Annotated in this window: 16 protein-coding genes; 3 read left to right on the top strand and 13 right to left on the bottom strand. The window is 70.9% G+C overall.

What is annotated here, in order from left to right:
- Positions 1 to 82: 82 nt before the first annotated feature.
- Positions 83 to 1,927 carry a dihydroxy-acid dehydratase gene (ilvD, locus tag ACWEVN_RS08485; RefSeq protein ID WP_452050757.1) on the top strand — a complete coding sequence of 615 codons (1,845 nt, stop codon included), beginning with the start codon at positions 83 to 85 and terminating at the stop codon, positions 1,925 to 1,927.
- Positions 1,928 to 2,192: 265 nt separating this feature from the next.
- Here ilvD and ACWEVN_RS08480 read toward each other — a convergent pair whose 3' ends face one another.
- The gene (locus ACWEVN_RS08480; protein ID WP_449681530.1) at positions 2,193 to 2,768 is read right to left on the bottom strand and encodes a DoxX family membrane protein; all 576 of its coding nucleotides are present in this window, start codon (positions 2,766 to 2,768) and stop codon (positions 2,193 to 2,195) included.
- 37 nt (positions 2,769 to 2,805) lie between these two features.
- Positions 2,806 to 3,714: a 2-hydroxyacid dehydrogenase gene (locus ACWEVN_RS08475; RefSeq protein ID WP_449681531.1), complete on the bottom strand. Its 909-nt coding sequence runs from the start codon at positions 3,712 to 3,714 to the stop codon at positions 2,806 to 2,808.
- 65 nt (positions 3,715 to 3,779) lie between these two features.
- Here ACWEVN_RS08475 and ACWEVN_RS08470 point away from each other — a divergent pair, with 65 nt between their 5' ends.
- Positions 3,780 to 4,988: a PQQ-dependent sugar dehydrogenase gene (locus tag ACWEVN_RS08470; protein WP_449681532.1), complete on the top strand. Its 1,209-nt coding sequence runs from the start codon at positions 3,780 to 3,782 to the stop codon at positions 4,986 to 4,988.
- A 110-nt stretch (positions 4,989 to 5,098) separates the two neighbouring features.
- On the opposite strand, the gene ACWEVN_RS08465 is transcribed toward ACWEVN_RS08470, so the two are convergent.
- The 8 genes from ACWEVN_RS08465 to gatC form a co-directional block, all read right to left on the bottom strand.
- On the bottom strand, positions 5,099 to 6,241 hold the full coding sequence (locus ACWEVN_RS08465) for a Gfo/Idh/MocA family protein (protein ID WP_452050756.1): 1,143 nt from the start codon (positions 6,239 to 6,241) through the stop codon (positions 5,099 to 5,101).
- Complete coding sequence (locus ACWEVN_RS08460) at positions 6,241 to 6,969, bottom strand: cupin (protein ID WP_449681534.1); 729 nt, start codon at positions 6,967 to 6,969, stop codon at positions 6,241 to 6,243. The genes ACWEVN_RS08465 and ACWEVN_RS08460 overlap by 1 nt, the downstream gene beginning before the upstream one ends.
- Positions 6,966 to 7,886, bottom strand: a complete 921-nt coding sequence (locus tag ACWEVN_RS08455) for a DUF6807 domain-containing protein (RefSeq protein WP_452050755.1) — start codon at positions 7,884 to 7,886, stop codon at positions 6,966 to 6,968. The genes ACWEVN_RS08460 and ACWEVN_RS08455 overlap by 4 nt, the downstream gene beginning before the upstream one ends.
- Positions 7,883 to 8,953 carry a Gfo/Idh/MocA family protein gene (locus ACWEVN_RS08450; RefSeq protein WP_452050754.1) on the bottom strand — a complete coding sequence of 357 codons (1,071 nt, stop codon included), beginning with the start codon at positions 8,951 to 8,953 and terminating at the stop codon, positions 7,883 to 7,885. Before ACWEVN_RS08450 ends, ACWEVN_RS08455 begins: the two co-directional genes overlap by 4 nt.
- A 268-nt stretch (positions 8,954 to 9,221) precedes the next feature.
- Positions 9,222 to 9,752, bottom strand: a complete 531-nt coding sequence (locus tag ACWEVN_RS08445; protein ID WP_452050765.1) for a hypothetical protein — start codon at positions 9,750 to 9,752, stop codon at positions 9,222 to 9,224.
- Positions 9,749 to 11,254 (bottom strand): Asp-tRNA(Asn)/Glu-tRNA(Gln) amidotransferase subunit GatB, encoded by a 1,506-nt coding sequence (gene gatB, locus ACWEVN_RS08440; protein WP_452050753.1) that lies wholly within the window; start codon positions 11,252 to 11,254, stop codon positions 9,749 to 9,751. Before gatB ends, ACWEVN_RS08445 begins: the two co-directional genes overlap by 4 nt.
- A complete protein-coding gene (gene gatA / locus ACWEVN_RS08435) occupies positions 11,251 to 12,768 on the bottom strand; it encodes an Asp-tRNA(Asn)/Glu-tRNA(Gln) amidotransferase subunit GatA (protein ID WP_452050752.1) in 1,518 nt (505 codons plus the stop codon). Before gatA ends, gatB begins: the two co-directional genes overlap by 4 nt.
- Positions 12,765 to 13,064 (bottom strand): Asp-tRNA(Asn)/Glu-tRNA(Gln) amidotransferase subunit GatC, encoded by a 300-nt coding sequence (gene gatC / locus ACWEVN_RS08430; RefSeq protein ID WP_086842257.1) that lies wholly within the window; start codon positions 13,062 to 13,064, stop codon positions 12,765 to 12,767. Before gatC ends, gatA begins: the two co-directional genes overlap by 4 nt.
- A 236-nt stretch (positions 13,065 to 13,300) precedes the next feature.
- On the opposite strand from gatC, the gene ACWEVN_RS08425 reads away from it, so the two are divergent.
- Positions 13,301 to 13,954, top strand: a complete 654-nt coding sequence (locus tag ACWEVN_RS08425; RefSeq protein ID WP_043781008.1) for an ACT domain-containing protein — start codon at positions 13,301 to 13,303, stop codon at positions 13,952 to 13,954.
- A gap of 66 nt (positions 13,955 to 14,020) precedes the next feature.
- Here ACWEVN_RS08425 and ACWEVN_RS08420 read toward each other — a convergent pair whose 3' ends face one another.
- The 3 genes from ACWEVN_RS08420 to ACWEVN_RS08410 all read right to left on the bottom strand — a co-directional run bounded on the left by ACWEVN_RS08420 (position 14,021) and on the right by ACWEVN_RS08410 (position 17,198).
- Complete coding sequence (locus ACWEVN_RS08420; RefSeq protein WP_452050751.1) at positions 14,021 to 14,152, bottom strand: hypothetical protein; 132 nt, start codon at positions 14,150 to 14,152, stop codon at positions 14,021 to 14,023.
- 149 nt (positions 14,153 to 14,301) lie between these two features.
- A complete protein-coding gene (gene ligA, locus ACWEVN_RS08415) occupies positions 14,302 to 16,482 on the bottom strand; it encodes an NAD-dependent DNA ligase LigA (RefSeq protein WP_452050750.1) in 2,181 nt (726 codons plus the stop codon).
- Between the two features lie 11 nt (positions 16,483 to 16,493).
- The gene (locus ACWEVN_RS08410) at positions 16,494 to 17,198 is read right to left on the bottom strand and encodes a hypothetical protein (RefSeq protein ID WP_452050749.1); all 705 of its coding nucleotides are present in this window, start codon (positions 17,196 to 17,198) and stop codon (positions 16,494 to 16,496) included.
- Positions 17,199 to 17,227: the final 29 nt, after the last annotated feature.

The following is a 17,227-nucleotide window of genomic DNA, read 5'->3' as shown; positions in this document are numbered from 1 at the left end:
CACCCTCAACGGACGGGCTTCGCCCGGCAGCGTAAATTGGTTCTACCAGTTTCGCCGGCCACCCTTTGACCTGGGAGTTCCCGTGCCGCCTCTCCGTTCCCGGACCACCACCCACGGCCGCAACGCGGCGGGCGCCCGCTCGCTCTGGCGCGCCACGGGCATGACCGACAGCGACTTCGGCAAGCCGATCGTCGCGATCGCCAACTCCTACACGCAGTTCGTGCCGGGCCACGTGCACCTGAAGGACCTCGGCGAGATCGTCGCCGAGGCGGTCAAGGAAGCGGGCGGCGTCGCGCGCGAGTTCCACACGATCGCCGTCGACGACGGCATCGCGATGGGCCACTCCGGCATGCTCTACTCGCTGCCGTCGCGCGAGATCATCGCCGACTCGGTGGAGTACATGGTCAACGCGCACCAGGCCGACGCGCTGGTGTGCATCTCCAACTGCGACAAGATCACCCCGGGCATGTTGAACGCGGCGATGCGGCTGAACATCCCGGTGGTCTTCGTCTCGGGCGGCCCGATGGAGGCCGGCAAGGCCGTGGTCGTGGGCGGCGTCGCGCAGGCCCCGACCGACCTGATCACCGCGATCGCGGCGTCGGCGAGCCCCGAGGTCGACGAGGACGGGCTGGCCGTCGTCGAGCGTTCGGCCTGCCCGACGTGCGGGTCGTGCTCCGGCATGTTCACCGCGAACTCGATGAACTGCCTGACCGAAGCCCTCGGTTTGTCGCTTCCCGGCAACGGCTCGACGCTGGCCACGCACGCCGCGCGCCGGGCGCTGTTCGAGGAAGCCGGGCGCACGGTCGTCGAGCTGTGCCGCCGTTGGTACGAAAACGACGACGAGTCGGTCCTGCCCCGCTCGATCGCGTCGAAGGCGGCGTTCGAGAACGCGATGGCGCTGGACATGGCCATGGGCGGTTCGACGAACACGGTGCTGCACATCCTCGCGGCCGCCCAGGAGGGCGAGGTCGACTTCACGATCGCCGACATCGACGCGATCGGCCGCCGGGTCCCGTGCCTGTCGAAGGTGGCGCCGAACTCCGACTACCACATGGAGGACGTCCACCGAGCGGGCGGAATCCCGGCGATCCTCGGCGAGCTCTACCGCGGCGGCCTGCTCAACACGGACGTGTGGTCGGTCCACTCGCGTGATCTCGAGTCGTGGCTTTCCGCGTGGGACATCCGGGCATCGTCGCCTTCCGCTTCCGCCGTGGAGCTTTTCCACGCGGCGCCGGGCGGGGTGCGCACGACGCAGGCGTTCTCGACGTCGAACCGCTGGTCGTCCCTGGACACCGACGCCGCGGAGGGCTGCATCCGCGACGTCGAGCACGCGTACACGAAGGACGGCGGCCTGGCGATCCTCCGCGGCAACCTGGCGGAGAACGGCGCGGTGATCAAGGCCGCGGGCATCGACGAGGACCTGTGGCACTTCGAGGGCCCGGCCCGGGTCCTGGAGAGCCAGGAGGAAGCGGTGTCGGCGATCCTGAAGAAGGAGATCCAGCCGGGCGAGGTCCTGGTGATCCGCTACGAGGGTCCGGCGGGCGGCCCGGGCATGCAGGAGATGCTCCACCCGACGGCGTTCCTGAAGGGCTCGGGCCTGGGCAAGAAGTGCGCCCTGATCACCGACGGCCGCTTCTCGGGCGGCTCCTCGGGCATTTCGGTGGGCCACATCTCCCCCGAGGCGGCGGCGGGAGGCCTGATCGGCCTGGTCGAGAACGGCGACCGGATCCTCCTGGACATCCACGAGCGCCGCCTGGAGCTCCTGGTGGACGACGCGATCCTGGCCGAGCGCCGCGCGAAGATGGAGGCGTCGGAGAGGCCGTGGCAGCCGAAGGACCGCCACCGCCCGGTGACGGCGGCCCTGCGCGCGTACGCCCGGATGGCCACCTCGGCGGACACGGGCGCGGTCCGGGACGTGAACAAGTAAGTCTTTTGAGAAGGCCGTCCCGGTCCGCCGGGGCGGCGTTCTCGAGGTTCCCGAAAAGGCCCTCCCGGTCCGCCCGGGCGACGTTCTCGAGGTTCCTGAAACGGCCGTCCCGGCTCACCGGGGCGGCCTTTTCCACGTCCAGCACACCCCCGCCGCTCGGGGGACCCCCGATTTCAACGTTACCGAAGCCGACCGACAGTTCCCGCCCGCCGAAGCCGAGTTGTCCACAGGGCTGCCCGAGGCCGCCGAGTTGTCCCCAGGGTCGCTACCTCGTCAAAACAATGACCACGACGGCCGCCGCGGCGGCCAGGAGCAGCGAAACCAGCCCCAGCGGCAACGGCCGCTTCCGCCACGGCGTGTTCCGCTCCAGCGAAATCGGCCCGGCCCCGGTGAACAGCAGGCTCAACGCCGAAGCCGCCAGCAGCAGCTCGAACTCGAACCCCTGCCCCGAGCCCTCGAAGAACCCGCCGTGGAACTTCGCGTACACCGCATTGGCCGCCACCCCGAGCAGCCCGGCCGCGGCCAGCGGCGTGAACAGCCCGACGACCACCAGCACCCCGCCGGCCACCTCGGTGATGCCGGTGATCCACGACAGCAACGTCGTCTGCTTGTGGTAGCCGAACGTCTCCAGCACCCGCGCGAACCCGCCGATGCCCGGCCCGCCGAACAATCCGAACAGGTGCTGTAGCCCGTGCGCGCCCATGGTCACGCCGAGCGCCAGCCGCAGGATCAGCAGGCCAAGGCCGAGCCCGCCCTGGCGCGGCGTGTCGTCCGACCGATCGTCCTCGACGCCCGACAGGAGGCTGGTGGGCTGCTGCGAAAAGTCGTCTCCACTGCTCACCCGCGCAGGTTAGGGGAATCGCGCGGGCCTGGCGAGCTCAGTATTCACCGTGGACGAGGTTGTCCGGCAGCTCGCCACCGGCGTACCGGGCGATCTCCGCCGCGGCGACCGCGTAGGAACGCCCCCGCACCCCGCGCACCGCCCCGCCGACGTGCGGCGTCAGCAGCAGCCCCGGCGCCGTCCACAGCGGGTGCCCCGCCGGCGGTGGCTCGGGATCGGTGACGTCCAAAGCGGCCCGCAACCGGCCCGTGGTCAATTCCGCGACCAAAGCGTCCGTGTCCACGACGGCGCCGCGCGAGACGTTGACCAGCACCGCGCCGTCGCGCATCCGCCCCAGGAACTCCGCGTCGACCATCCCGCGGGTCCGGGACGTCAGCGGCACCATCAGCACCACGGCGTCGTGCAGCTCCAGCAGGCCGGGCAGTTCCCGCACGCCGTGCACGCCCTCCCGCGCGGTCATCCCGACCATCGTGCAGCGCGCGTCGAACGGCTCGAGCCGGCGCCGCAGGTGCCGTCCGAGGTCGCCGGCGCCGATGACGAGCACGCGTTTGCCCTGCAGCGTGTCCGCCGTCTGCCGGTCCCAGCGGCCTTCGCGCTGCGCCGCGGCGAAGACGTCCAATTTCCGGTAAATGGACAACAGCGCGGCGACGACCCACTCGGCCGTGCTCCCGCCGTGCGCGCCGCGGCAGGTGGAGAGCAGGACGCCGTCGGGCACCTTGCCGACCCAGTCCTCGGCGCCGGCGGACAGCAGCTGGATCAGCTTCAGGTTCGGCACCGTCCGCCACAGCTGCTCCCCCGGCGGGTGCTTGCCGGGGATGAGCACTTCGGCCTTCGCGGCCTCGGGCGGCACCGGCTCGCCCCACTGGTAGCGCACGGGCAGGACCCGCGGAACCTCGGCGAGCACGGTCAGGCCCTCGTCGTCGGGCACCAGCACGGTCAGCGTCATGATCCCCAACGTAATCGAGGAGTACTCACCCATGGTTCACGCACCGGCCCCTAGGCTGGGGGATCATGCGCACCCGCTACCGCTCGGCCCTGCTGGCGATCCTGGCCTGCGGCGTCCTGCTGCCCGCCGGGTGCGCGCGGTTCGACGACACCGCGGCGGGCCAGACGTTCAGCCCCGCCCCCGTGCCGAGCCCCGAGTCGCCGCCCGAGGTCCAGGGCCCCGGCGCGGACTCCGGGAGCGACGGCAAGCAGGCGCGGCCCGGCCAGTCGGCCGCGCCCGTGCCGCCGCCGCAGGGCTGCAAGGACTTCGACCCGGCGGTGATCGCGACGTGCCTGGACACCGTCGCCGCGGTGGCCGGCCTGCCCGGCGACGGCTCCGCGCCGAGCGCGCTGGCCGGCGAGCGCAAGAGCGGCCGCGTCCTGCTGGCCACCGGCGGCAAGGACGCGACGGACTTCGCGAAGCTCGACGTCCAGGCGGCCGGCGACGGCGGCCTGACCGGGCTCGCTCTGTCGCCGTCGTACGTCGAGGACCAGCTGGTCTTCGCCTACATCACGACCGCGACCGACAACCGGGTCGTGCGCTTCGCCAAGGGCCAGGCGCCCAAGCCGGTCGTCACCGGCATCCCGAAGGGCGCGTCCGGCAACCGCGGCACGATCGGCACCGACAACCGGGGCGCGCTGCTGGTCGCGACCGGCGACGCGGGCAACCCGGGCGCGGCGGCCGACCCGAACTCCCTCGCCGGCAAGCTGCTGCGGATCGACACCTCCGGCAAGGCCGCGGCGGGCAACCCGAACGGCGCGCTTGTGGTGGCGACCGGCCTGCATTCGCCGGGCGGGGTGTGCGCGTCGGCCGACGGCGGGCGCGTCTGGGTCACCGACCACCTCGCCGACAAGGACGCCCTCTACCGGGTCCAGGGCGGCCAGCCGCTGACGACGCCGGCGTGGACGTGGCCGGACAAGCCGGGTGTCGCGGGCTGCGCCGACTTCGTCGACGCCAACGGCTCGCTCTCGATCGGCACGTCACTGGCGGGCAGCCTGCAGAACCTGCCGGTGACCCCGGAGGGCGCGATCAGCGGCAAGCCGACGGTCAGTCTCGATGGCAAGACCGGCAAGCCGCCGGTGACGTACGGGCGGCTCGCCGGCATGAGCATGATCAACCCGCAGCTGGCGGTGGCGGGCACGGTCAACAAGGACGGCGGCACCCCGGTCTCCAGCGACGACCGTGTCGTGCTGATCACCCCGGCCACGTCCGGCGGCGGCAACGGCAAGGACTGACCTGCGGTTTTCCGCCGTCGCCGATATTCGACAACGGCAAAACCGCACCGGTCGTCGCGCGCCCGGCCGGCCGATCCGCGTGGCTCCGGCCGAGCGCGTGACAGCTCAATTCAGGCGAGGGGCTTCAGCTCCACCCGCCGCCCCTCGGCCGACGACGTCAGCCCGGCTTCGGCGACCTGCAGCCCCCGGGCGGCCGAGAAGAAGTCGTAGCGGTGTTGCCGTCCGGCGACGACGTCCCGCACGAACTCCTCCCACTGCGCCTTGAAGCCATTGTCGAACTCGGCGTTGTCCGGCACCTCCTGCCACTGGTCGCGGAACGGCTCGGTGGCCGGCAGGTCCGGGTTCCAGACGGGCTTCGGCGTCGCCGACCGGTGCTGGACGCGGCAGCGCCGCAGCCCGGCGACCGCGCTGCCCTCGGTGCCGTCGACCTGGAACTCGACCAGTTCGTCGCGGAAGACCCGCGTCGACCAGGAGGAGTTGATCTGCGCGACGACCCCCGATTCGAGTTCGAAGATGCCGTACGCGGCGTCGTCCGCCGTCGCCGCGTACGCCTCGCCCTGCTCGTCCCAGCGGCGCGGGATGTGCGTTGTCGCTTTCGCGGTCACGGCCTCGACCCGGCCGAAGAGGTTCTCGAGCACGTAGTTCCAGTGGCAGAACATGTCGAGCACGATCCCGCCGCCGTCTTCGGCGCGGTAGTTCCAGCTCGGGCGCTGCGCCTCCTGCCAGTCGCCCTCGAACACCCAGTAGCCGAACTCGCCGCGCACCGACAGGACCCGCCCGAAGAACCCGCCGTCGACCAGCCGCCGCAGCTTCAGCAGCCCGGGCAGGAACAGTTTGTCGTGCACGACGCCGTGGCAGATCCCGGCGTCCCGCGCGAGCCCGGCCAGCTCCAGTGCCGATGTCAGTTTTTCGGCAAGGGGCTTCTCGGCGTAGACGTGCTTGCCCGCGGCGATCGCGGCCCGCACCGACGGCTCGCGCGCCGACGTCAGCTGCGCGTCGAAGTAGACGTCGACGTCCTGCAGCGCGGAATCGGCGTCGGTGGTCCACGCGGTCAGGCCGTGCCGGTCGGCGAGGTCCTTGAGCTTCGCGGCGTTGCGCCCGGCGAGGATCGGCTCGAGTTGCACGCGGCTGCCGTCCGGCAGGGTGACGCCACCCTGCTCGCGGATCGCCAGGACCGACCGGAGCAGGTGCTGCCGGTAGCCCATCCGGCCCGTCACCCCGTTGAGCAGCACTCCGATGCTGGACTGGTTCATCACTGCAAGCCTTCCTGGTCGGATCCGTCCCATGGGATGTCGTATTCGGCCCGGCGCCCGCACATGCCGTAACCGTCCGGGTTCGACGGAGTCGTGACCCGCAGGCCGGACCGGTCGAGGTGGCTCCCGTCGCCGTCGGCGAGCGCCTTGAGATGGGCACCGGTCAGTTCGGCGGCCCGCAACGCCCCGGCCTGCCAGCGCGGTACCCACTCTGCGACTTTCGGCGCGACGAGCGCGACGGCCGCCCGGTGGAACGCCCGCAGCGGCTCCGGATCGCCATCCCGCAGAGCGTCACGCAGCGGCAGATACCCACGAATGGCCAGGTCACGGCGTTGTCGAGCGGCGTCGTCGTTTTTCGGCAACGCCGCGGCCTCGGCGTAGGCGGCCGGGTCGGCGAGCACATCGGGCGGGAACGTGAAGACGGCGTCCCCGGCCTCCGGCAGCCCGCTGTTCTGCATGAGGACGGTGACGCGCAGGCCGTCGCCCTGCACCATCCGGTGCACGGTGCCGGGCGTGAACCACGCGATCACGCCAGGCTCCAGCGGCGTCTCCGCGTAGCCGCCGGCGCTCAGCGTCTGGACGGCCCCGTGACCCCCGGTGACGACATAGGCCTCGGTACAGGCGAGGTGGACGTGCGGGCTGCCGCCGCAGACGCCGTCCTCGGCCGCCCAGTCGTAGGCGCGCAGGTGCGAGATGCCGACGCCACCCGGGAGCGGAAAGTAGGTCATGACCAGCCGTGCCCGTCGAGGTAGCCGGTCACCCGATCGCGGTCCCAAGCCCCGTCCGCGACGACGATCCGGTAGCGGTAGGCGAAGCCTTCGCCCGGCGGCACGTCGAATTCTTCGAAAAACGCCCACGAGAAGGCGACCATGGGCGCTTCCTGGGCCCGGACGAACCAGTGCGACTCGTGGATCGCCTTGTCGTTCTCGGGCGCATGGGCGAAGACGAGCGTCGAATGCGCATCGACGTCGTCGTGCTCGCCGACGAACGCGAGCCACGGCGCCTGGGCGCCCATCATCGCCTCGCCCTCGAGATCCCCGGGGCCCAGTACCTGCCCGCCGCCGAAGTCCCGCGGCCCGCGCCAGTGCAGGCCGGTGTACCCGGCCAGCTCACGGCCGGCGGTGGTCGGGCTGCCGAAGACGAGCGGGACGTCACGGAGGTTGGTCAGTTCGATCGCCCAGTCGAGTGCCCAGGACCCGTCGTCCGGCTCGACCGAGTGAACGACGATGTCCCGCCGCTCCCGCGCCCACTCGTCCCCGCCGTTGGCGACCCAGGTGAGGTCCTCGGTGAAGGCCAGCCGATCGCGTTCGACGGCGAAGGCGGCGAATCCGTCGTGCCGCATGGAGCCGATGCGGTCGGGCAACTCCTGGTACCAGTCGCCGGGGACGTAGGTGTGGCCGCCCCAGAAGTTCTGCCCGGACAGGTGGCTCGACGTCATCTGCAGCCCCTTGTGCCACCGGTGGTCGGCGGGCCGGTACCCGCTGACGCGCCGGCCGCCGAGGGTCCGCAGCGGGTGGGCGTAGGGCTTGCGCGACTCGAAGGCCACCGGGTCGGGCTTGTACACATAGGACATCAGCTGGACGCCGCCCGCCTCGACGGACACGCTCTCGCCATGCCGGTGGGTCACCGTGATCGGCGCGCTCATCCGCGGCCTCCTGCCTGGTCGCCCGCCATCGAGCGGTAGAAGGGATCACCGGGCCCGATCTCCCCGCGGCGCACGCCGAGCCCGGTGGCGGCGGACTTGTAGAGCGCGGCGATGAACTCCAGCACCTGCCGCCCGTCATCCCCGCTGCACGGCGGCCGCCGCCCGGCCCGATAGGCGGCGAGGATCGGCGCAAAAGCGGCGGCGTGCGAGCTGTCGACGTCGGCGGCCGGGGTGTGCCACCGCTCGACGTCCACTTCGGCGACATGCGGCGCCGGCGTGTAGCGCCAGTCTTTGACGCCGTACCCGTAGAGGTGACTGAGCTCGGCGGTGGCGCGTTCGCAGTCGATCCGAATCCGGCTGACTTCGTCCGGCGAGAGGACGCTGTTGACGACAGTCGCCAGCGCCCCCGACTCGAACCGGACGAGCGCGGTGGAGACGTCCTCGGTCTCGACGTCGTGCACGAGCCGCGCGGTCATCGCCCGCACCTCGGCCCAGTCGCCGAGCAGGTGGAGCAGCAGATCCATCTGGTGGATGCCGTGCCCCATGGCCGGCCCGCCGCCCTCGGTCTCCCAGCGTCCCCGCCACGGCACCGAGTAGTAGGCGGCATCGCGGTACCAGGTGGTCTGGCAGTGCGCGACGAGCGGACGCCCCAGCTCTCCGTCGGCAAGCAGCTCCCGGACGTGAGCGGCGGCCGATCCGGACCGCTGCTGGTAGACGAAGGCCGCGTAAGGCCCACCATCCCGCTCGGCGACGGTCATCTCGTCGTACTCGGCGAGCGACCGGCAAGGCGGCTTCTCACACCAGACCCAGGCGCCACTGCCAAGGGCCTTCTTCGTCTGCCCGACGTGCAGGCTCGGCGGCGTGCAGATCGACACGAGGTCCGGTTCCTGCTCGGCCAGCAAGGTGCCCATATCGTGGTAGGGCTTGGCGTGCGCGGTCCCGGTGCAGAAAGCGGCGACCCGCGCCTCGTCGACGTCGGCGGCGGCCACGATGTCGACGTCTTCGTGGTGGACCTCGAAGGCGGTCCGGTGGCTTTCCGCGATGGCCCCGGTCCCGATGACGGCCACCCGTAAGCGCTTTCCCTGAGCCAACCGGGGTCTCCCTCCACGGTTCCGACGCCCCAGCAGCGCCGATCCGCGCAGCCCGGCCACCTGCGGAGGCGGCGATCTCCGCGGCGGGGCTGCGCCTCTCCGACCGTTCCAGAAAGCGCTTTCTCACGCAACGGCCGACCACGATGTCAACGTTGTCAACGAGCGCGATCCACCGGTCGGACGACTCCCGAACCCGGTCGAAAATTCTCCAGCGGCAGGATTCTTACCGAAGGGGACGCGAAGATCAGCCGCTCTTGCTGCGAGTCTTCCGCGGCTGCCGGCTCTCCGCCCGCATCGCCCGCATGTCCAGGAAAGCGACGACGCCGGAAACCAGCGCCGCGAACAACCCGACGAACCGGCCCAGTCCGGGTCTGATGGCGACCCCCGCGGCCTCGAAGATGCCGCGCTGGTCGGCGTCGAACTCCCAGTCCAGGGTGACCCAGCCCAGCACCATCAGCAGCAGCGAAGCCGCGGCGACGACCAGCCACAGCTGCGGCAGGCCGCTGACGCGCACGGTCCGGATTCGCCCGAAAACGACCACGACCAGCCCGGCCAGCAGCAACGGCTGCGGCGGGCACCAGGCGAAGAAGCTCGAGTGCCACGCGTCGCGGACGACGTCGCCCTGGGGCAGCTGCGCGAGGATGTCTTCGATGTCCGGCCTGGTGGCGGTCAGCGTGGTCCACGGCAGGAACGTCGACCCCAGCGCGAGCAGCCCGGCCGCCAGGCCGAGCCACTCGCGCCAGGTGACGCTTTTGACGAATCCCGGCAACGTCAGGAACCGACGCGCTCGATGATCAGCTCGCGCACGCGCTTGGCGTCGGCCTGCCCCTTGGTCGCCTTCATGACCGCGCCGACGATGGCGCCCGCCGCGGCGACCTTGCCGCCGCGGATCTTGTCCGCGACGTCCGGCTGCGCCGCCAGGGCCTCGTCGATCGCCGCGAGCAGCGCCGAGTCGTCCGAGACGACCTTCAGCCCGCGCTTCTCGACGACCTCCCGCGGCTCGCCCTCACCGGCGAGCACGCCCTGGACGACCTCCTTGGCGAGCTTGTTCGTCAGCTCACCGGACGACACGAGCCCGATGACCTCGGCCACCTGCTTCGGCGTGATCGGCAGGTCGGTCAGCTCGACCTCGCGCGCGTTGGCCTCCTGGGCGAGGGTGTTGACCCACCACCCGCGGGCCTCGTCCGGCGACGCGCCGGCCACGACGGTGGCCGCGACGAGGTCGACCGCACCGACGTTCAGCAGGTCACGCAGGGCTTCGTCGGAAAGTGACCATTCCTGCTGGATCCGCTTCCGCCGCTCCGAGGGCATCTCCGGCAGCGTCCCGCGGAGCTCCTCGACCCATTCACGCGACGGCGCGATCGGGACCAGGTCGGGCTCCGGGAAGTACCGGTAGTCCTCGGCGGTCTCCTTCGTTCGGCCCGACGACGTGGTGCCGTCGGCCTCCTGGAAGTGCCGCGTCTCCTGCTTGATCGAACCGCCCTCGGCGAGGATCGCCGCCTGCCGCGTCATCTCGTAGCGGACGGCGCGCTCGACGCTGCGCAGCGAGTTGACGTTCTTCGTCTCGGTGCGCGTCCCGAACTCGGTCGCGTCCTTCGCCATCAGCGAGACGTTCGCGTCGCACCGCAGCGAACCCTGGTCCATTCGGACGTCCGAAACGTCGAGGGCGCGGAGCAGGTCGCGCAACGCGCTCACGTAGGCCCGCGCGACCTCGGGCGCCCGCTCACCGGTGCCTTCGATCGGCTTCGTCACAATTTCGATCAACGGCACGCCGGCCCGGTTGTAGTCGAGCAGCGAGTGCTCGGCACCGTGGATCCGGCCGGTGGCGCCGCCGACGTGCAGCGACTTGCCGGTGTCCTCCTCCATGTGCGCGCGCTCGATCTCCACGCGCACGACCTCGCCGTCGTCGAGCGTGACGTCGAGGTAGCCGTTGAAGGCGATCGGCTCGTCGTACTGCGACGTCTGGAAGTTCTTCGGCATGTCCGGGTAGAAGTAGTTCTTCCGCGCGAACCGGCACCACTCGGCGATCTCGCAGTTGAGCGCAAGACCGATCCGGATGGCCCCCTCGACGGCCTTGCCGTTGACCGCCGGCAGCGCCCCGGGCAGGCCGAGGCAGGTCGGGCAGACCTTCGTGTTCGGCTCGCCGCCGAACTCGTTCGGGCAGCCGCAGAACATCTTCGTGTTGGTGTTCAGCTCGACGTGCACTTCGAGCCCGAGGACGGGGTTGAAGCGTTCGATGACGTCGGCGTAGTCCATCAACTCGGCCACGGCAGTCACTTCGTTCCTCCCAGCTCCGGGACCTTGTGGATGAGCGCCCCGCCGGCGGCGGCGTCGCGAGCGGCCTCATAGGCGGCACCGACCCGGTAGAGCCGGTCGTCGGCGAGCGCCGGGGCCATGATCTGCAGCCCGACCGGCAGCCCGTCCTCGTCGGACAGCCCGCTCGGCACGCTCATGGCGGCGTTGCCGGCGAGGTTCGACGGGATCGTGCACAGGTCGGCGAGGTACATCGCCATCGGGTCGTCGACGCGCTCGCCGATCTTGAACGCCGTGGTCGGCGTCGTGGGTGAAACGAGGACATCGACCTGCTCGAAGGCGGCGTCGAAGTCACGCGTGATGAGCGTGCGCACCTTCTGCGCCGAGCCGTAGTAGGCGTCGTAGTAGCCGGACGACAACGCGTAGGTGCCCAGCATGATCCGCCGCTTGACCTCGGCGCCGAAGCCCTTCTCGCGCGTCAGCGACATGACCTCTTCGGCGCTGTGCGTGCCGTCGTCGGCGACGCGCAGGCCGTAGCGCATGGCGTCGAACCGCGCGAGGTTCGACGAGCACTCGCTCGGCGCGATCAGGTAGTAAGCGGGCAGCGCGTAGACGAAATGCGGACAAGAGACCTCGACGACCTCGGCGCCGAGCGTCCGCAGCTGCTCGACCGCGGCTTCAAACGACCGCAGCACGCCCGGCTGGTAACCGTCGCCGCCGAACTCCTTCACGACGCCGACCTTGACACCCTTCAGGTCACCGTTCGCGCCCTGGCGCGCAGCGGCGACGACGGGCGGCACCGGCGCGTCGATGGACGTCGAATCCCGCGGGTCGTACCCGGCGATGACCTCGTGCAGCAGGGCGGCGTCGAGCACCGTCCGCGCGCAGGGCCCGGCCTGGTCGAGCGAGGACGAAAAAGCGACGAGGCCGTAGCGGGACACCCCGCCGTAGGTCGGCTTGACCCCGACGGTGCCGGTGACGGAGCCGGGCTGCCGGATCGACCCGCCGGTGTCGGTGCCGATGGCGATGGCGGCCTCGAACGCCGCGATCGACGCCGACGAGCCGCCGCCCGACCCGCCTGGGATGCGGGCGTGGTCCCACGGGTTGTGCGTCGGGCCGTACGCCGAGTTCTCGGTCGACGAGCCCATGGCGAACTCGTCCATGTTCGTCTTGCCGAGGATGACGACACCGGCCTCGCGCAGCTTGCGCGTCACCGTCGCGTCGTACGGGGGCAGCCAGCCTTCGAGCGTTTTCGAACCACAGGTCGTCGGCACGCCCTCGGTGGTCAGGACGTCCTTGAGCGCGAGCGGCACGCCGGCCAGCGGCGACGCGGGCGCCTTGTCCTCGGCGAGGCCTTCGTCGACGGCCTTGGCCGCGGCCAGCGCGCCCTCGGTGTCGACGTGCAGGAACGCGTGGATGTGGTCGTCGACCTCGGCGATCCGGTCCAGGTGGGCCTGGGTGACCTCGACCGCGGACACCTCGCGCGCGTGGATCTTGCCCGCCAGCTCGGCGGCGGTCAGCTTGATGAGCTCGGTCACTGCTCTTCCCCCAGAATCCGCGGCACCCGGAACCGGCCCTCTTCGGCGGCCGGAGCACCGGCCAGCGCCTGCTGCTGCGTGAGCCCGGGGACGACGACGTCCTGTCGGAAGACATTCGTCAGCGGCACGGCGTGCGACGTGGGCGGCACGTCGGCGGCGGCGACCTCGCTCACCTTGGCCACCGAGTCCAGGATCTGGTCGAGCTGGCCGGCGAAGACGTCGAGTTCGTCGTCGGTCACGGCCAGCCTGGCCAGCTTCGCGAGGTGCGCGACCTCGTCTCGGGAAATGTTGGGCACGCGGGTGACTCCCGGGTTGTGCTGTGCGGGTTGTCTCGGAAGCTGCAAGTCTATGGTGGCGGCGCGGGCGGACTCGACTGGGTTACGCCCGGCGCAGGCCGGCTGCCGTCCGGCGACGCTCACATCCCGCCCGGCGGACAGCAGGTCCCGCGAGCCGGGTGGGTCTGTCACAATCGGCGACCGGCATCGAGCGTCCCACGGCAAGGCTGGGACGCCAGAGGTGAGAGGGGCGCGTGGTGTCGTTCCTGATCCGGGTCCTCCTTCCGGACAGCCCGGGGACCCTCGGCGCGGTCGCCACGGCGCTCGGCACGGTAGGCGCCGACATCCTCAGCGTGGACGTCGTCGAGCGCGGCAGCGGGGTCGCCGTCGACGACCTGGTGGTCGAGCTCCCGTCGGGCCGCCTGCCCGACGCGCTGATCACGGCCGCGGAGAGCGTCGAGGGCGTCGAAGTGGACGCGGTCCGTCCCTACGCGGGCGTCCTGGACACGCACCGCGAGCTCGAGCTCGTCGAGGAAATCGCCGCGCAGCCGAAGTCCGGGCTCGACATCCTCGCCGAGGGCGTCCCCCGCATCGTGCGCGCCGGCTGGGCGATGATCGTCGAGCATTCGGAGACCGGCGCGGTCCGGCTGGCGTCGTCCAGCGCGGCCCCGGAGACCCCGATCACCGACCTGCCCTGGCTGCCGCTGGAACGCGCGACGGTCCTCGACAGCGAGGAAGCCTGGATTCCGGAGACGTGGAAGGAGCTCGGCACCGAGCTCGCCGCGACCCCGCTCGGCAAGCCGGGCAAGGCGCTGCTCGTCGCCCGGCCCGGCGGCCCGAACTTCCGCGCCGCCGAGGTCGCCCGGCTCGCCCACCTCGCCGGCATCGTCGCGGTCGTCCTCGACGGTTAGCCCTCGCGCGTCGTCGAAAAAGGGACGAGCCCTTCATGGGTTCGTCCCTTTTCGACAAGGCCCAGGTCAGACGTCGATTTGAGAGGCGATGAGCGTGATGTTCGGGAACGGCCGCCAGTCCCGTTCGGCCAGGCGCGTGAACCCGAGACGCTCGTCGAGCCGGTGCGCGCTGTGCATCCGGTCGAGGCTGCTCAGCACCACCTTCCGGAGCCCCAGGCGCGTGCGAGGTCGAACACGGCTTTGACTCCTCCCGGACGCGGAATCTCGGCGTACTCGGATCCCGGGTGCACGACGGCCACGATGCCGAGCACCTCACCCGCTCCGTCCACTGCGACGAGGACCTCGACTCACCCCTCAGCTCCCCCAGCTTCTTCTGCGGCGGTCGCCTCGCCGGTCGGCAGCGCCACCTCCCACGCCGCGTCGGGGCCCTGCTCCAGCAGGACGCGGAAGCCGGCCTCGTCGAGCACCGGTACCTTGAGCTGAACCGCCTTGTCGTATTTCGAACCAGGCGCATCCCCGACGACGACGAACGCCGTCTTCTTCGACACGGACCCGGCGGCCTTGCCACCGCGCGCCATGATGACTTCCTTCGCCTCGTCGCGGGAGAAACCGTCGAGCGAGCCCGTCACCACGATCGACAGCCCCTCGAGGTGGCGCGGGATCGACTCGTCGCGCTCCTCCTCCATCCGCACGCCGGCCCGTCGCCATTTTTCGACGATCTCCCGGTGCCAAGCGACCTCGAACCACTCCAGAGTCGCGTGGGCGATGGTCGGGCCGACGCCGTCGACCGCCGAAAGCTCCTCCTCGGTGGCCTGCTCGATCCGCTCGATCGAACCGAACTCACGGGCCAGCGCCTGCGCCGCGGTCGGCCCGACGTGCCGGATCGACAGGGCGACCAGCACCTTCCACAGCGGCCTGTCCTTCGCGGCATCGAGATTGGCGAGCAGCTTCCGCGCGTTCGCCGACAGCTCCCCCGCCTTGGTCCGGAACAGTTCGACTTCGGCGAGGCTGTCTTCGTTCAAGTCGAAGACGTCGCCCTCGTCGGCGACGACCCGCGCGTCGAGCAACGCGACCGCCGCCTCGTACCCGAGGACCTCGATGTCGAAGGCGCCGCGCCCGGCCAGGTGGAACAGGCGCTCCCGCAGCTGCGCGGGGCAGAACCGCGTGTTCGGGCAGCGGATGTCCTTGTCGCCTTCCTTCTGATAGGCGAGCTCGGTACCGCATTCCGGACAGTGGGTGGGCATGACGAACTCGCGTTCGTCGCCCGTCCGCGCGTCCACCACCGGGCCCAGCACCTCGGGAATGACGTCGCCGGCCTTCCGGATGACGATCCGGTCGCCGATGAGCACGCCCTTGCGCTTGACCTCCTCCTGGTTGTGGAGGGTGGCCCTGGCCACGGTCGACCCCGCGACCGTCACCGGCTCGGTGACGGCGAACGGCGTCACCCGACCGGTGCGGCCGACGCCGACCTGGATGTCGAGCAGCGTGGTGATCGCCTCTTCCGGCGGGTACTTGTAGGCGATTGCCCAGCGCGGCGCGCGCGAGGTCGTGCCCAGCCGCCGCTGCAACGCCACCTGGTCGACCTTGATGACGACGCCGTCGATCTCGTGCTCGGCGTCGTGCCGGTGCTCGCCCCAGTAGGCGATGTGCGCGGTGAGCTCGTCAGCCGAGGTCAGAACCTTGCTGTGCGGCGACACCGGCAGCCCCCACGCGGCCAGCGCGTCGTAGGCCTCCGATTGACGCTGCGGCTCGAAGCCCTCGCGCTTGCCGAGTCCGTGGCAGATCAGCCGCAGCCGACGCTCGCGAGTGATCTTGGGGTCTTTCTGCCGCAGCGAGCCGGCCGCGGTGTTGCGCGGATTCGCATACGGCGGCTTGCCGGCTTCGACCATCTTCGCGTTCAGCTCGAGGAAGTCCTCGACGCGGAAGAAGACCTCGCCGCGCACCTCGACCAGGGCGGGCACCGGGAACTCGTCGGTGCCTGCCAGCGTCAGCGGCACCTGGTCGAGGGTGCGGACGTTGAGCGTGACGTCCTCGCCGGTCCGGCCGTCACCGCGCGTGAGCGCCCGGGTCAGGTGGCCGTTTTCGTACAGGAGGTTGATCGCCAGGCCGTCGATCTTCAGTTCGGCGAGGAACTCGGTGCGCCCGACTTCCTTCTCGACGCGTTCCACCCATGCCAGGAACTCGTCCGGGTCGAATACGTTGTCGAGGCTGAGCATGCGCTCGAGGTGGTCGTGCGCGGTGAACTCCGTCGAGAACGTGCCCCCGACCCGCTGGGTCGGCGAATCGGGCGTGACCAGCGCCGGGTGCTCGTCCTCGAGCCGCTGCAGCTCGCCCAGCAGCTCGTCGAACTGTCCGTCCGAGATGATCGGCGAGTCCAGGACGTAGTAGCGGAACTGGTGGTCGCGCAACTCCTCGGCGAGAGCGCTGTGCCGCTCGCGCACGTCGGCCGGGACGTCGGTGACGTCCTCCGCGGCCACCGGGGCGTCGACCGCCGCAACCTGGTCCTGGGGAAGTTCGGTGCTGCTCACGGGTGGTAACCCTAGCCGGAGGTACCGACATTTTCGTCCGGTCCGCTGCCCAGTCCGCGGACCAGTTCACGGAACTCCAGAAGGGTGATGGAGCCGGCCGGTTCGGCCTCCGCGGTCTCGACGCGCCGTAACCGTTCGGCGGCGAGCCGTTCACCCAATGTCGCGTCGAGCGGCAGAAAGGTCATGGTCCGCCGGGTCGCGTCGTCGAGGTCGCCGAAGCGTGGGTGGAAAACGGCGACGTCGACCACGTGCTCGTCGTCGTCCACCTGCGCGACGACCCGGACGTCGGCCAGCGCGATCCGGTGCTCGCCGAGGTTGACCGTGACTTCGGTCGGATCGGGCACGGGTGGAACCGAGTCGTGGTACTCCCAGATCGCGTCGTCCGGCGGCGCGGCAGCGCGCCACGCGTCGGTGAACGGCCGTACTTCGGGGTCTTCCTGACCGGTCACGACCAGGGCGTAGATCGCCTGGCGACCACGTTCGAGCGAGAAGTGCAGCCGCGGGTGCAGCGCCTCGACCAGCTGGCAGAGCTCATACTCGACGCGGTGCGGCTCCCCCTCGCCGAGAGCCGCGCTCACCATCGGGAGCAGCTCGAACCAACCGTGCCAGAACGCCTCCGCGGCGGCGGCCGGGTCATCGGGCACGGGTTGCTCGGGCCACTCTGTGCGCGGGTCGGGCGGATCGGCGGGAGCGTTCTTGCGGCGGAACAGACGCATGGTTTCGGGTGGTCCTCGTTCGGTCGGCT

It is taken from the genome of Amycolatopsis sp. NPDC003861 (genome assembly GCF_053605405.1).
Note: the sequence above shows the minus strand (reverse complement) of the source record. Positions and strands in the feature narration are given on the sequence as shown.

What these genes read in the sequence shown, in the direction of transcription:
- ACWEVN_RS08475 (WP_449681531.1), bottom strand. Translation starts at nt 3,714, where the DNA reads ATGACGCTGACCGTGCTGGTGCCCGACGACGAGGGCCTGACCGTGCTC.
- ACWEVN_RS08470 (WP_449681532.1), top strand. Translation starts at nt 3,780, where the DNA reads ATGCGCACCCGCTACCGCTCGGCCCTGCTGGCGATCCTGGCCTGCGGC.
- ACWEVN_RS08465 (WP_452050756.1), bottom strand. Translation starts at nt 6,241, where the DNA reads ATGAACCAGTCCAGCATCGGAGTGCTGCTCAACGGGGTGACGGGCCGG.
- ACWEVN_RS08460 (WP_449681534.1), bottom strand. Translation starts at nt 6,969, where the DNA reads ATGACCTACTTTCCGCTCCCGGGTGGCGTCGGCATCTCGCACCTGCGC.
- ACWEVN_RS08455 (WP_452050755.1), bottom strand. Translation starts at nt 7,886, where the DNA reads ATGAGCGCGCCGATCACGGTGACCCACCGGCATGGCGAGAGCGTGTCC.
- ACWEVN_RS08410 (WP_452050749.1), bottom strand. Translation starts at nt 17,198, where the DNA reads ATGCGTCTGTTCCGCCGCAAGAACGCTCCCGCCGATCCGCCCGACCCG.